15 protein-coding genes are annotated in these 14,856 nt (G+C 45.4%); 6 read left to right on the plus strand and 9 right to left on the minus strand.

Annotated elements, in window-relative coordinates; genetic code table 11:
* The first annotated feature begins 37 nt into the window (after positions 1-37).
* Positions 38-751, plus strand: coding sequence for a type IV pilus biogenesis/stability protein PilW (gene pilW, locus NP165_RS07100; protein WP_371133709.1), 714 nt, complete (start codon positions 38-40; stop codon positions 749-751).
* Positions 752-834: 83 nt separating this feature from the next.
* On the opposite strand, the gene NP165_RS07105 is transcribed toward pilW, so the two are convergent.
* Positions 835-1,263: a MarR family winged helix-turn-helix transcriptional regulator gene (locus tag NP165_RS07105; RefSeq protein ID WP_257083286.1), complete on the minus strand. Its 429-nt coding sequence runs from the start codon at positions 1,261-1,263 to the stop codon at positions 835-837.
* 237 nt (positions 1,264-1,500) lie between these two features.
* Between NP165_RS07105 and NP165_RS07110 the strand changes: the two genes are divergently transcribed.
* Positions 1,501-2,496, plus strand: coding sequence for an NADP-dependent oxidoreductase (locus NP165_RS07110; protein WP_257083287.1), 996 nt, complete (start codon positions 1,501-1,503; stop codon positions 2,494-2,496).
* Between the two features lie 60 nt (positions 2,497-2,556).
* Here the strand turns inward: NP165_RS07110 and rlmF are convergent, their stop codons facing one another.
* Complete coding sequence (rlmF, locus tag NP165_RS07115) at positions 2,557-3,618, minus strand: 23S rRNA (adenine(1618)-N(6))-methyltransferase RlmF (protein ID WP_371133663.1); 1,062 nt, start codon at positions 3,616-3,618, stop codon at positions 2,557-2,559.
* A gap of 6 nt (positions 3,619-3,624) precedes the next feature.
* Positions 3,625-4,128, minus strand: coding sequence for a M48 metallopeptidase family protein (locus NP165_RS07120; RefSeq protein ID WP_257083289.1), 504 nt, complete (start codon positions 4,126-4,128; stop codon positions 3,625-3,627).
* A gap of 125 nt (positions 4,129-4,253) precedes the next feature.
* Between NP165_RS07120 and NP165_RS07125 the strand changes: the two genes are divergently transcribed.
* Entirely contained in the window at positions 4,254-4,484 is a 231-nt protein-coding gene (locus NP165_RS07125; RefSeq protein WP_167420459.1) for a glutaredoxin family protein, read from the plus strand.
* A gap of 33 nt (positions 4,485-4,517) precedes the next feature.
* Here the strand turns inward: NP165_RS07125 and modF are convergent, their stop codons facing one another.
* Both modF and NP165_RS07135 read right to left on the minus strand, forming a co-directional pair.
* A complete protein-coding gene (gene modF, locus NP165_RS07130; RefSeq protein ID WP_257083290.1) occupies positions 4,518-5,978 on the minus strand; it encodes a molybdate ABC transporter ATP-binding protein ModF in 1,461 nt (486 codons plus the stop codon).
* A 137-nt stretch (positions 5,979-6,115) separates the two neighbouring features.
* Positions 6,116-6,994 (minus strand): LysR family transcriptional regulator, encoded by an 879-nt coding sequence (locus tag NP165_RS07135; protein ID WP_257083291.1) that lies wholly within the window; start codon positions 6,992-6,994, stop codon positions 6,116-6,118.
* Positions 6,995-7,102: 108 nt separating this feature from the next.
* On the opposite strand from NP165_RS07135, the gene NP165_RS07140 reads away from it, so the two are divergent.
* The 3 genes from NP165_RS07140 to NP165_RS07150 all read left to right on the plus strand — a co-directional run bounded on the left by NP165_RS07140 (position 7,103) and on the right by NP165_RS07150 (position 9,660).
* Positions 7,103-8,350 (plus strand): MFS transporter, encoded by a 1,248-nt coding sequence (locus NP165_RS07140; RefSeq protein WP_257083292.1) that lies wholly within the window; start codon positions 7,103-7,105, stop codon positions 8,348-8,350.
* Positions 8,347-8,907 carry a DUF1415 domain-containing protein gene (locus NP165_RS07145; protein WP_257083293.1) on the plus strand — a complete coding sequence of 187 codons (561 nt, stop codon included), beginning with the start codon at positions 8,347-8,349 and terminating at the stop codon, positions 8,905-8,907. The genes NP165_RS07140 and NP165_RS07145 overlap by 4 nt, the downstream gene beginning before the upstream one ends.
* Positions 8,908-9,084: 177 nt before the next feature.
* On the plus strand, positions 9,085-9,660 hold the full coding sequence (locus NP165_RS07150) for a nucleoside triphosphate pyrophosphohydrolase family protein (protein ID WP_257083294.1): 576 nt from the start codon (positions 9,085-9,087) through the stop codon (positions 9,658-9,660).
* A gap of 314 nt (positions 9,661-9,974) precedes the next feature.
* Here the strand turns inward: NP165_RS07150 and btuD are convergent, their stop codons facing one another.
* The 4 genes from btuD to NP165_RS07170 form a co-directional block, all read right to left on the minus strand.
* Positions 9,975-10,730, minus strand: a complete 756-nt coding sequence (gene btuD, locus NP165_RS07155) for a vitamin B12 ABC transporter ATP-binding protein BtuD (protein ID WP_257083295.1) — start codon at positions 10,728-10,730, stop codon at positions 9,975-9,977.
* Positions 10,717-11,712 carry a vitamin B12 ABC transporter permease BtuC gene (gene btuC, locus NP165_RS07160; RefSeq protein ID WP_257083296.1) on the minus strand — a complete coding sequence of 332 codons (996 nt, stop codon included), beginning with the start codon at positions 11,710-11,712 and terminating at the stop codon, positions 10,717-10,719. The genes btuD and btuC overlap by 14 nt, the downstream gene beginning before the upstream one ends.
* A 117-nt stretch (positions 11,713-11,829) precedes the next feature.
* Positions 11,830-12,858 (minus strand): succinylglutamate desuccinylase, encoded by a 1,029-nt coding sequence (locus NP165_RS07165; RefSeq protein ID WP_257083297.1) that lies wholly within the window; start codon positions 12,856-12,858, stop codon positions 11,830-11,832.
* 207 nt (positions 12,859-13,065) lie between these two features.
* The gene (locus NP165_RS07170; RefSeq protein WP_257083298.1) at positions 13,066-14,856 is read right to left on the minus strand and encodes a M3 family oligoendopeptidase; all 1,791 of its coding nucleotides are present in this window, start codon (positions 14,854-14,856) and stop codon (positions 13,066-13,068) included.

Here is a 14,856-nt window from a genome sequence, read left to right on the forward strand (position 1 = left end):
CGTTATACATGCAGTCACGTTGTTCAATAAGAAAGATATTATGCGCCGTCTATCCATACTTTTCGCTATTACGCTGACAGGTTGTGTTACCGTTGAATCTACGCAAAATCCAGGAAGCTCAGCGTCACCTAAGGAGCGAGCAGAAGCACGTATAGAGCTTGGGATTGGTTACCTAAATCAAGGCAACATGGTCAAAGCACGAGAGAATCTAGAGAAAGCGCTCACTCACTACCCGGGCTACTATCGCGCACAACTTTCCATGGCGCATTACTTCGAAAAAGTGGGAGAAAAAGACGCGGCTACCGAAATCTATGAAACGGCCCTAAAGCAACACCCGCAAAACGGAAATGTGTTAAACAACTACGGAACATTTCTTTGTAAACATGGGAATTATGAAAGAGCCGACAAGTTCTTCAATAAAGCCATTGATCAACCCTACTACTATCTCACTTCCGCTAGTTATGAGAATGCCGCTTTCTGTGCGCTAAAATCCGGTGATACTGCACAAGCGAAAACCTACTTCATGCGAACACTTGACCATGACCCGCACCGCGCGAGGGCACTTCTTCACCTTGCTAAGTTAGAAATTGAAGATGGCGATTTTGTTAAAGCAAGAATTCGCTTAATGAAATTCCACCAGCGTTACGGTGTTCAAAAAACTTCTCTTGAACTGCTTGCGGAACTTGAAGCCAAAGCTGGCAACGAGGCGTTAGAAGAAAAATATCGCCAAAAGATCAAACAAATGAGCTAAGCGTTTTTAACGTCAGCGCTTGTTTAAGTGTCTATGTTGCTAAGGCAAAACGGCTAAAACAAAGGGTGATCTGAGGAAGTTAGTTAGTCACTCTTTCGCAAGTTTTTATCCAACTCCAAACACAACGCTCTTAACGCTTCAATACTCTCTGCTTTCATGCTGGATCGAGACTCCAATTTCGCTGTCAACTGTTGTGCTTCTTCCTGTAGTTGGCAGCCTTTATCAGTCAACGAGATGACCTTTTTGCGCTCATCTAGCTCAGACACTTTTCTCGTCAACAAGTTTTTTGATTCCAGTCGCTTAACGATTGGCGTTAATGTCCCTGAGTCCAAGTGCGTATCATTAGATAACTCTTTTAAGCTCACATTGTTCTCACACCAAAGCGAATGCATCACGATGTACTGAGGATAGGTCAAATCATACTCATCCAGAATAGGGCGGAACGCACGTACCAAGGAATTCGTCGCGGTATATAAAGCAAAGCACACGTTGTCAGAGAGTTTCTGGGTCATGAGTTAGTCCAATCTTTTATCGTCCCGCCATGTTATCAAATTTTGATAAGTTTAAAATACTTTGTGCGCAAAATATTTTTGAGCAAACCTATTGAATTCTCTTTTCATCCCAGTTAACTTATCTGCAAATTGTTTGTGCGCAAATTATTTGCCAGCTAATAATACCTAATTAAAATGCTGAGTCATCATTTAAGAGAGCTCAGCGTTAGTAGAAACAAAAGTCATAGAGAGCGAAAAATGAAAAGCCATCAGATTCATCTTGCATCACGCCCAACGGGTATGCCTACACAAGAAAACTTCAAATCTGTTGAAGTTGAGTTACCAGCCCTAAAAGAGGGTGAAGTCCTAATTCAGAACACCTGGATGTCTGTTGACCCTTACATGCGCGGCCGCATGATCGTAAGCGACTCTTACATTCCACCATTTGAACTTAACGAAGTCATGGAAGGTGGTGCGATTGGTGAAGTGATTGAATCTAAGAATGATCAATTCCCTGTCGGCTCTAAAGTAAGCAACATCAGTGGTTGGCGCACAACCTTCATCAGTGATGGTGGCGATTTAGCCCTACTCCCGGCAGTTGGTGTGCCTGAGCAACACTTCTTGGGCGTTATCGGTATGCCAGGTCTAACCGCTTGGGTTGGCTTATTTAACGTCGCTAAGCTAAAACCTACTGACACAGTATTTGTTTCAGCAGCTTCAGGTGCTGTAGGCAGCGTAGCGGTTCAAATCGCAAAACTTCACGGCTGTAAAGTGATCGGTTCTGTAGGTTCAGACGAGAAAGCGGAAGCAGTCAAAGCGATGGGGGCAGATGCGGTAATCAACTACAAAAAAGTCGAAAATCTTACAGACGCTCTGCGTGAAGCTGCACCAGAAGGTATCGACGTATACTTCGAAAACGTGGGTGGAGATCACCTAGAAGCGGCGCTCAATGTGCTAAACCCGTACGGACGCATTCCTGTATGTGGAATGATCGCAGATTACAATGCAGAAACACCTCAACCAGGTCCAAACAACCTACTACTTATCAACACGAAAAAACTCACTGTACAAGGTTACATTGTGATGGATTACTGGGATCAGTACGGTGAGTTCGTTGAGCAAATGGGTCAATGGATCACAGAAGGCAAAGTCACGTCTGAAGAAACCGTCTACAATGGTCTAGACAATGCTGCAGAAGCGTTTATTGGTCTGTTTGAAGGTAAGAACAAAGGCAAGATGTTAGTTAAAATCTAAGCTTTTAAATAAAACCCAATAGCCACTCCAGGCTATTGGGTTTTATTATTTAACCTAACTTCAGCTTTTCAGCTTTAACCATTGTTGTCGCTGTTGCGGCGTTTTAAACGTCCACGCGATAAAACGGCTCACTTTTTGCCCTTGGCTCATTTCAACAATTTGAATTTCTTTCGCGCCTGCTTTATCAAGGTTTTTACGCATCCAACGTACATTGTCTTTTTTCGAAATCAGTGTTGAGAACCAGAGCACCTGCTCAGCAAAATCTCGACTTTCGAACGCCATATTTTTAATAAAAGCAGCTTCTCCACCCGGACACCAAAGCTCAGCGTTTTGGCCACCGAAGTTCAGTGTCGTTGATTCATTTGCCTTAGTATTGTGACTGTCTTGGCCCCTTTTGGCTTTGTTGACCGACAAATTCTTCAGCTTGCGTTCAGTGCCCTGCTGCGCTTCTTGTAGCGACTTATGGAACGGCGGGTTGCAGGTTGTCACATCGTAGTGTTCACCAGGCTTGATTATGCCTTTGAAAAAATGTCGGCTTTGACTTTGCAAACGGCACTCAATCTTACCTTTGAGCCCGCTGTTATTCTCCGCAATCAAATTCGCATTTTTTACCGACACCGGATCAACATCTGACCCCACGTAAGTCCACCCGTATTGAGTGCTGCCTACAATCGGGTAAATGCAGTTCGCGCCAACGCCCACATCTAATGCACGCACTAATTTGTGTTTTAATGACTTAGATTCCTTGGTCAATAGTTCAGCCAAACGGTGAACATAATCGGCACGACCCGGAATCGGCGGACAGAGATAACCCTCAGGAATATCCCAAAACGTGACACCGTAATGATGAGCCAGTAACGCTTTATTCAGTAACTTAACCGATGTCGGATCCGAAAAGTTGATGCTCTGCTCACCCTTAGGGTTCTTAATTACATAACGCTTTAGCTCCGGTAATGCAGCGATTAATTTAGGAAAATCGTAACGGCCCTGATGAAGATTACGCGGATGCAACCCTGCTTTGCCCTTCACAGTGATGGCTTTCATCTCCGACTGCTTGACCGCTGGCTTTGATGGTTTATTTGTTTGGGCTTTGGCTCTGCTTGGCTTATTAGCTTGATTCATGCGAGTTTAATTCTGTTTTGCGGTTTCAAGGTAGATCATAAACAAACGAGCATCCAGCTCTAACTGATGATAGTCCGGTTCCATATGACAACATAACTGGTAAAAAGATTTGTTGTGTTCTTTCTCTTTTAAATGCGCCAGCTCGTGCACAACTAACATGCGCAGTAGTGCCTCGGGCGCGTTTCTAAACACGCTGGCGATTCGGATTTCATTCTTAGATTTAATTTTGCCGCCGTGCACTTTCGCCACATAGGTATGTAAACCTAGTGCATTGTTGATTAGGTGAATTTTGCTGTCGTACACCACTTTACTCAGTGGTGCTGTTTTCTTCATATAACGATTTTTTATCGCCATGGTGTAATCAAACAGCGCTTTTTCACTCTTGATGATGTGATTTTCCGGGTAGCGTTTCTCGAACCAAGCTTTTAATCGACCTGATTCAACCAGCTGTGTGACTGGCGTTGTAATATGCTCTGGATAACCCTGAATGTATCTAAGTGCCGGATTCATTGATCAATTCGTCAGCTATTAAATTTAAGAGGCGTAAGTCTACCCGAATCGGACTTGCCATTCACCGTCTTTTCATTACACTGCGCAGACTTAGTATTTGGGTCTGTTGGCCATAGGAACTCACAATGAAACGACTTGTACTGTACGTCAAAGACAAATGCCCACATTGCAAAGATGCTCAGCGCTATCTCGACTCCAAAGGTTATCAGTACCGTTTAACCAACGCGAAAATGCAGCGCGGACGCAAAGAATTGGATGCCATTGGCGCACGCTCTTTGCCTGTGTTAAAGATTGGCGACCGCTACATGATCGGATGGAACCCGAAAAACTTCGAGCGCATGTATAAAGATAGCTAGTTGATTAAAAGGGGCAAGTCACGCCCCATTAACTTAGCCCACATCTGTATTGATGGTTGCTTTGTAACACTGCTCACTGTCGTCGAACACAAATTCCAACTCGTTGTGAATGCTCTCTAGCTTGTCTTTTTGATAGTGAGAGACATAAAGCAACTGGCTTAGATTCTCGCGCGCAATCAGATCAAGTGCGTTCTTCACCAAGCGGCGACCAAGATAATCCAAGCCTTGGTATGGCTCGTCCAAAATCAGAAGTGCAGGCTGTTTGACAATCGCACGAGCAATCAGCAATAGGCGCTGTTGCCCGTATTCTAAAGAGCGAAATGACACATTGGCATACTCTGACATGTGTAAGATTTCGAGCCATTCGCGAGCAATTTGAATCTCTTTCTTCGATGGTTGCTGGTACAGGCCAATCGAGTCGTAAAACCCTGAGAGTATCACCTCTAACGCCTTACAACTCACTCTGTACTGGAGATGCAGCGCAGAAGAAACCATCCCGATGTTCTTTTTGATCTCCCAAATCGTCTCACCACTGCCACGTTTTTTACCAAAAATATCAATATCATTGGAATAACACTGTGGATGATCACCAAATATCATCCCGAGTAACGTGCTTTTACCACAGCCATTCGGGCCTTTGATTTGCCAGTGCTGCCCATTTTCAATGCGCCAATTTAAATCCGTAAAGATGGTTTTATCTATGTACTCCACTCGCCCGTTACGAATTTCAAACACCGGACTGGAGAAGTATGGGTCGTGTTGGTGGCGATGAATCAGTGCCAGCATCTCTTCACTTTGTTGTTTGGACTGCGCTTTGATTTGGGTGATCACCGGGTGATTTTCCCACTCGCTTTTTCCCATAACACTCTCTAAGTGCCCATGATTAAACAGCGCAATGTGCTCCACCCACGTTGGCATGTCTTCTTCTCGGTTAAAAGTCACCAGCATTTGCGTGGTTTTGGCAAGCTCAGTCAAATACGTTGCCAACGTCTGTCGATGTGCGATGTCCAACCCTGTAAATGGGTTGTCCAAAACGAGAAGCTCTGGCTGAGTTGCCAATGCGCGAGCGATCATCACACGTCGAGTTTCTCCAGTAGAAAGTACACGAAAGCCACTCTGCTGGAGATGTTCCAAGTCCAAATCTTGAATCAACTGCCTAGTCAGCACTACATCTTCGCATTGCTCGAAGATCAGTGAATAAACGGTGCTACCTTTATCAATACGGTCGAGAAAATCAGTATCGTCTTTGGCGATCTCTTCTTCTAACAAACGTTGTTGTTCAACCAGTGAGACTTGAGCGATTTTGCCCTTCCCCTTATTCACAACACCCGCTGTTACGCTGAGTTCATCACACAATAAACAGCCCAGCCCCGAGCCAATATCGCCTTCGGTGCTGAATACGCCCCAAGACTCGTTATCCGCGATGTTCCAGTTGTCGATGGTCAAGCGATTGGTTCCCGAGTCTACGCTCAGGTCTTTGATGTTGATTTGCATGGATAGATATCCTTACCTTCTTAATCGTTTTACTTTTATAGTTTTACTTTTGTGTAGACAAACTACTGTAATCAATCCGATGGTGCGATTGAGATTGTAAAAAACGTGATATTGACATCCATCTGTTTGTAGTACGCTTACTTGCAATCCGCATATTGCTTCACAAACTCGATGAAGGTGCGATCCGCAACCGACAAATAACCGTCCCTTCGCCAAGCCAAGGCAAGATTAAGTGTCACTCTCTCATCAAATGGAACGGCAACCACATCCGACTCGTGATCCGTAACTAATTCAAGCAGAGCGGTAATGGCGAATTCATGTTTGACGATGCTTAAGATGATAGGCAGTAGGTTTGTCTCAAACGAAAACTGCGTTTCAGTGCCATATTGACGCGCTTTTTTCTCGATGAAATCCCGGTGGAAATATCCGCGTTGGAACATCACCAATTCATGTTCAAAGAACTGTTCAAAACTGATGCTCTTTTGCTGTGCAATCGGATGATCTTTACCCACTACCGCGACCATTTCGCTGTCGAGCAATGGGTCTACTTCCAAGTCATCTGGGACATTCTCATTGTTGATCACGCCAATATCCAGTTCGCCATCAAGTAGCATTTGCTTGATTGAACCTGTACCCGCATCCACCAAGGTGATTTTTAGCTTGGGGTAGCGCATTTTGAAGGCCATCATAATTTCGGGGAAAAAATACGATCCCATCATACTTGGCGCACCCAAACGCACCTCGCCTTTCTCTAACCCTTTCAGCTCATCTATCGCCAATTGTGCATCTTCGATTTGCTGTAAAACACGTTTGGCGTGCTCGTATAGCACTTTTCCTTCGTCCGTCAGGGCAATTCTGCGCTCCTCACGACGAAACAGATCAACGCCTAACTGCTGCTCAAATTTCTTGATCGAAATACTGAGCGCTGGCTGAGCAATATGCAGGGCTTTGGCGGCAAGAGTAAAATGATTGTGCTCGGCCACAGCCACAAAATGGCGCAGGTGTTTAGAATCCATGATGAGATAATATAAAAAATATATGCGGATGATATTTTTAATATATTTTATCAATTCGCTACTCACTGATACATTGCTCACATTATCCGCAGAAAAGCTAACGGCATCATGATTGAATTAGGCACGAAAGAATATCGACAAGTCACCCTATGTTTAGCTCTGGGCTCTTTCCTTGTATTTTGTAACTTGTACTTGTTCCAGCCTATGCTGCCGTACATGGCGCAGCACTTCGCGGTTAGTGAAACACAGATCAACTGGATCTTCGCTTCATCCACACTTGCCCTATCCGTTTGTTTAGTACCTTGGGCGGTCGCTTCTGAGTCATTCGGACGCCGAAACGTCATGCTAATGGGATTGCTGGCTATGCCCGTGATTGGTATCGCGATGCTGCTTAGCCAAACGTTAATCAGCATCATCATACTAAGAGCAGTCATGGGAATCGCGCTGGCAGCATTTGCTTCTGTCGCTGTAGCTTACATGGTAGAGGAATTATCAGAGCAAGCATTTGGCCGTGCAATCGGCGGATACATTGCCGCTAACTCCCTAGGCGGTATTGTTGGCCGAATCGCTGGCGGGACATTAACGGATGCCTTTGGTTGGCAACAAGCGGTCGTCGTTATCGCGATTGTCACGCTCATTGCTGGCGTAGCCGTTGCGTACCTATTGCCAAAGCAGAAGCATTTTACACCGCAACGCGGCATGCTCAGATACCACAACCGTGCTTTGGTAAAACACTTAAAAAATAAGACCATCCTTGTGGCAATGCTTATCGGAGGCGTAAACTTCGCTCTTTTCGTCAATTTGTACTCAGTAATGAGTTTCCGCATGGTAGCTGAGCCTCACTCACTGCCGATTGGCTTAGCATCACTTATCTTTATTTGCTATTTAGCCGGCACTCTGAGCTCAAAATGCACGTCAGTTTGGAATAAGTACTACGCACCAATCCCCGGCATGGTGGTTGGCTCAGTGATCAGCATGTCGGGCATGTTGATCGCCTATTTCGAAAGCATACCTGCGATGGTGTTAGGGCTGATATTGATAAGTTCCGGCGCGTTTTTTACTCACACTCTTGCTTACGCTTGGGTGAGCCAAAAAGCGACACACGCTAAAGCCACTGCAACAGCGTTGTATCTGGTGCACTATTACGTCGGTGGTAGCCTTGGTGGCTTCTTCTTGATCTACTGCTGGCAGCACGGTGGTTGGGACACGGTTATTCAGGGTGGGCTTGCGCTCTATTTCGTCTTATTCCTGCTGTTCTTTAAACTGTCTAAAACGTACGCGAACGACACGCAAAACGCGCCACAATCCGGGGATTCTGCTATTCTTGCCGCAAATACCAATTTGGAACCAAAATGACAATGAATCGCTCAACAGCAGAGATCGCTGAACAGGTGAACCAATGGCTCAACGATGTCGTTATCGGACTGAACTTATGCCCATTTGCAGCAAAACCTCAGCGCAACAAACAGATCAAAATCTATGTGAGTGAGGCAAGCCAAGAAGAGGCACTTCTCGAAGACATCCTCTCGCAATTGATGGAGTTGGACGCAACTCCGGCTGAAGAGTTAGAAACCACGCTGGTGGTTGTGCCTAATATGCTGAGCGACTTTTACGACTACAACCTATTTATTGACTGGGTTGAAGCGCTAATTCGTCAACAAAATTGGGAAGGCGTTTTCCAGCTAGCCACCTTCCATCCTGATTACTGTTTTGGTGGCACAGAACCAGGAGACGATGAAAACTTAACCAACCGCTCCCCGTATCCGGTGTTTCACCTGATCCGCGAAGAGAGCATGGAAAAAGTACTCAAACATTACCCAAATCCAGAAGCGATTCCAGATACCAATATCGCTCGCGTGGAGTCTCTGACCAACGAAGAAAAAAGAAAACTATTTCCGTACCTTTTTCGCTAAGCATCAAAGCCTAAAGAGCACGTGACGAGTGCTCTTTTATCTCCAAACTCAATGAGTTCATGTTGGCCATAATCTCTACACGCAACACCCCCGCATAAAACGCACCCGCATAAAAATGGCAGCTTTCCCCCAGCTTTGGTAGTATTGCGCCACCATAAATTATTCCAGGTTCAAGACATGCACCTATCAAAACTAACCAACGAAATCTTTGAGCATCTATACCGCGATATCACTGAGTTCCGTAGCACTTTCGACCTTCCTGTTGCTTTTCCACAAAGCTTGGATGAGAAAGCCGACACGCTACACACGTCTTTAGCGATCGAGGAGCTGACTGAACTCGCGGAAGCAGATTGTAAAACAGAGCAAGCAGATGCGATCGTTGATAGTGTTTATGTCTTAATGGGTCGTCTGGTTCACTTAGGCCACGATAAAATCGAAGACAATCTTGCGATTAACTACCTGATCGACCTACTGCTGAATGTTGCGGTTAACCGCGATATCGACTTTGTACCGTGCTGGGACGAAGTACATTCAAGCAACATGAGCAAAGTGTGTCGTAACGAGAAAGAATACGCCGATACAGAAGCACACTACGCAGAGCAAGGCATCAAATTGATGGCGGTACAGAAAGGCGACTACATTATCGCGAAATGCGCGGAAGATTTTGTCTCTGAAGGCAAAACGATTCGCCAAGGTAAAGTTCTTAAATCGGTTTACTACCGCCCTGCAGACTTATCGGCACTAACGGCTTAAAAACGTTAACAGCCTAAAAAGTAGCAGATAAAAAGCCGCCACCTTGGGCAAACCATCGGTGGCGGAAGCTGCCATGAAGCAACAAGGCTCAACGTTCACCAATCCGCAGATTTCCCTTTGCATTGGCTTAGCCTAACAAGAACGAGAATGTATCATTCTTAACTAAGCGATTTGCATGCCAGCTTTTCCATTTCTTTAAGTTATTGATTTACAAAAACTTAGCCATTCTTGGAATTTCTTTACCAAAACTTGATGAGCTTAAAACGTGCAATATGCACCAAAGTGAGCGTCTTTGCCGTGTTAATTGGGTGGTATTAGTCAAAAATCAGTACGGGTTTTGATGCGACCATTGCTTTCGTCACCTGAGTTTTGAATACTCTTGCAAGTTCTGCTTCTGAAAGGACATCTTCAGGCTCTCCGAACCGCTGCATAACACCATTATCCAGCAACAGCACTTTATCCGCATTGTGGAGCGTCCGATTCAGATCATGATTGGACATGACCACGGTAATTCCCATCCCAGAGACTTTACGAATCAACTGATAAAGCAGACCTTCTTGGCCAATATCAAGCGGTGCAGCAGGTTCATCAAGAATCAATAATTTGGCGTTTGGATTTAATGTCGGCCAAATCTGCAAGCAAATCGCACATAGCCGAACTCTCTGCCATTCACCGCCAGAAAGATGATGAATCGGCCTTAACAATTTGTCGTTCAGCTCCAAAAGCCCCGCCAGTTCTCGAACCGTCGCATCCACTTGCGTTGTGTTTTTTTGTGCACTTGAAGGCACAGACAGCATCAAATACTGCGCAACAATCAAGTTAAACGCGGGGCGATCACTCTGGCTTAGAAAAGCGCGATAACTTGCCAATGTTTCAATAGATGACTTCCCCACTTCGACATCGTCAATAAACGTTTCTCCAACGCATTCTAAAAGACCTGACAGCGCGGATAAAAAGGTGCTTTTTCCGCTGCCATTGGGGCCAATAACATGAAGCACCTCACCTGTTTCTACGCTCAAAGAAAGCGGGAGAAGTCTTGAACCAACAGACAGACTCTTAACGTGAATCATGATTCTTCACCAACATCCAAATAAATACAGGCGCACCAATCGTGGTGGTTACCACGCCTAATGGCAGCTCTGCCGATTCAAGAGAAGTACGAGCGATAATATCCGCAAACACTAACAGCGTTGCGCCGCTTAAAGCGGATAAAGGTAATAGATAACGGTTTTCGCTGCCTAATGCTAGCCTCAGCAGATGCGGGACAACCAAGCCAACAAAGCCAATAACACCACCAAGCGCAACCGCCCCCCCGACTAACACAGAAACCGCGAGTATGAGTTTCCACCTGACCGCTTCAACGTCGATGCCAAGCTGTTTAGCATGAAGTTCGCCCATCATGAGTTTATCCAGCACCGCCCCTTTAAAGCAGAGCCAAACCAATACCGGCACAAGGAACAAGGTTAAAATGTGATGGTGCCAGCTTGCGCCTCCGACACTTCCCATCAACCAGTACATCAACTGGCGTAAACTCAGTTCATCACTGAAATAGAACGCCCACGTAACCACAGCGCCGCTCAAGATTCCTAAAGCCACACCGACGAGCAATAAACGCGTTGTGGTTAACTTAGCTGAACGCGCAAAAGAAACTAATAGCAAGGTAAAGAGCAGCGCCCCAATAACAGCGGAAACCATAAACCCGATCGGCGTTGCAAGCACAGGAATAAAAAACAGCACCAATACCATCATGACACTGGCCCCGCCAGATATGCCAAGCACGCCAGGTTCAGCGAGCACATTCCCCAACAGCACTTGTAAAACAGCGCCAGATACAGCGAGCGCCGCGCCGATGGCAATGGCAGTCAGCAATCTTGGTAAACGGAGTTGGAGAACCAGCTTCTCCATCAAAGGCGTAATGTCGGAAAACGGGGATATCATCACTTCCCCTACCATCAGGTAGATTAAGCTAAGAATAAGTAGGATCAGGCTGGCTGAAATAGCAAAAATATTCCAGCGTCGCTGCTTGCGATAGATTAGCTGACTAAATTCCATGAATGCTCGATACAATTGCGTTTGTTGTTTGAATTGGGCACAACAAATAATGGCTTAACGATACCGCTAAGCCATTGAAATAGGAAGTCTGAATACTGAATTTAGGCAGTGAAAGTCTTAATCGTAAACGATCTGACCGTCTTCGTAACGCGTTTTAACAGGGCAAACCATCAGTGCTGCACGCTGGCCAATAACAACGTTTCTGTTCGGGAAGACGATCGCTTCACCTTCGTTCTTGGCCATTAATGGTTTATCACCATCGTGACCAAAGACTTCGCCATGCTTAAACGCGGTGAAGTTTTCGACATCATCATCAAACAAGAAATCGAAATCATCATGCAGACGAACAATAGTACGACTTACTCTGTACATCGTCGGTTTGCGCGGTAAATGCTCTGCCTCAGTTGAAGCCACCAGATCACGTAGCGCCAGATCAAAGGCAACCAGTTTCTCGAGATCGTTTTCACCGATACGAGCCACACGGCCAAGTTCAACAGTTAATGCCTGTGCACCGTAGTTTTCTGCACTAAACCAGCTAAATGTGCTTGATGGTGCGTTGGAAAACATAATCGCTTCGATGTGTGCGCTCGCAATAAACTCCATCAAGGCTCTGCTTCTTACAGGGTGACGAGTTTTAGGGCTCACAACGAACGAGTAATGTTTCGACAAACGGATGGCACAGTGTAAATCTAGGTGCCAACGCTGTTGTTGCTCTGTCCCTTGGTAGAAGTCAGCCACGATCTGTTTTAAGTTCGCCGCGATATCCAACTCTTTAGATGGCTCGTACTCTTTTTCATCAAAGAGACGATTTAAGTTCATTTCTAAGAAACGAGTGTGAGCGTTTGTTGCTTCAGGGTGAGCAATAATGAAAAGCAGTCGTTCAGTGACTGTCTGAAAACCAGACTGAATATCTGAGATAATTTTGTCGACAATTTCCATCGGTGAAGTTTCGTCACCATGAATGCCACAAGATACAATAATATGTTTGCTGTCAGACGATAAATGCTTTGGAATGACTTCCAGAACACCACGTTGATGCAATTTAAAGATGGTTCCACCAGCTACTGTCATTTCTGCAGCGGGCATTTCTTGTTCTAAATCTAAGCTGTCAAAAAGAAAAGATTGGCGAAAGAGGTTGTTCGTCATGCGCTACTCCTTTAATGCACAGCGAGTATGTTAATGAATTGTATTCGCAAATTATGTTGATAGGATCTCACTTATAAACACTCATTAGTGTCTAGTATGATAATTTGCTCAGTTTACGCACAGTTTGGTGCGTTTGATTTACTCGCGAATGCAAAATAGCCGGGTGAACAGACCCGGCTACGCAATAATACCACAAACATTGAATTACTATCGTTGATCTAGTAAAGATTCAAACTCGTCAATTTTGCTTGCCACACGATCAATGCTCTGTTGCCAGAACGCGTGACCAGACAAATCCATACCAAGATGTTTTTGTACTACGTCTTCAGCCATCATAGAGCCTGTATCGCGAAGTAAATTAACGTAATCTTGATAAAATTGCGGACCTTTACTTTCACGTTGTGCATACACACCGATACTGAATAAGTAGCCAAACAGGTATGGGTAGTTGTAGAAACTCACTTGAGAAATCGAGAAATGAAGCTTGCTCGCCCAGAAATACGGATCGGGTTCAGACATCGAATCCCCGTACCACTCTTTCCAAGTCTCACTCATTAGTTCACACAGCTGAGAAGCCTCAAGCTCGCCTTCAGCACGTTTTTCATAGAAGGATTTTTCAAATTCGTAACGGACAGGGATGTTGACCATCAACGCGTAACAGCTCGATAGCTCTTCCCACAACATTTCCAGCTTCTCTTCACGCGTTTCAACCTGCTCAAGCAAGTAGTCCCGGACGATATTTTCCGCGAAGATAGAAGCCGTTTCTGCCAATGTCATTGGGTAGCGAGTTTTACACAATGGCATATCGCGCATAACCCAGTTATGGAACGCGTGACCAATTTCATGGGCTAAAGTCAGCAAGTCAGAGCGACTGCCACCCCATGTCATAAATACCAGTGGTGTTCTCGTCGCAGCCAATTTTGTGCAGTATGCGCCTAAACGACGGTTTTCAGTTGGTTCCGCATCAATCCAGCCATTTTCCACCATCAACGTCACGAATTCTGCCATCTCTGTATCAACGCTAGAGAAGGCTGAATGGATGATATTGATCGCTTCGTCAAATTCGTAAACCTTTGGTTCCGCATCAGTCAGGCTTGGCATACCCGCCAAATGGTTCCATGGTTTCATTTGCTCCAAACCGTGAACGCGAGCCATCAACTTCCCGGCTTTTTGACCAACGTGACGGTTAGCTTTCGCCGTACCAATCATGGCTTCGAGCGTCTCAAGTTCGATACGACTGTCGTGTAGACTCGGCTCTAAAAAGTGAACATCACGTACTTTTGAACGCTTTTGATATTCCGTTAACCTCCATCCAGACAAGGCATTGAGAATCGCTGAGAATGACTCTTGATTCTGTCGCATCGCATTCTGAATTCCCAACCAAGCGGGTTTTTGGGCTTCGAAATCCGTGCCATACAAGGTGCTAGCCGCTTGAGACAATCCGACCTTGGTTTTTGCCTCATTTTCCAACGTTACCTGCATTGAGCCCGTGATGTTGTCATACAACCTACCCCATGCATCTTTTCCATCCACTTCCAGTGCGGAAAGCAGTTGTTCTTCTGCAATGCTGAGTTTGGTATCTGCCAACTTTCTTTCAGAATGGATTTGGAAAGATTGACCAGAGATGTCTTCACTTTCATGCTCAAGCACTTGTTGGATAAAGGCTTCTGGCTCAGAGACTAACGCATCTTGATAAGGCGTAAAGGCCTGACTCAGTTCTGAGCTTAACTTCGCGAGTCGACCCACTAAGCTTTTCGCTTCGCCATTGCTGGCATCGACAGATGCGTAGCACATAGCGAATGTGTTGATCGTAGCAAGCAGTTTTCCAGCCGCTTCGCGAGTTTGAATCGCATTTTGCATCACGGAAACAGAGGTTCTTGATTCCGCGTGAAGATTCAGTGTGTCAATGCACTGTTGGATGAGTTCGATATCTTGACCGATTTTGCTGTCGCCTAAACTTTGGTAAGCGATCGTGAGGTCCCATTTTGGTGTGGTCAT

Origin of the sequence: Vibrio japonicus (assembly GCF_024582835.1) — a bacterium.
Classification (GTDB): domain Bacteria; phylum Pseudomonadota; class Gammaproteobacteria; order Enterobacterales; family Vibrionaceae; genus Vibrio; species Vibrio japonicus.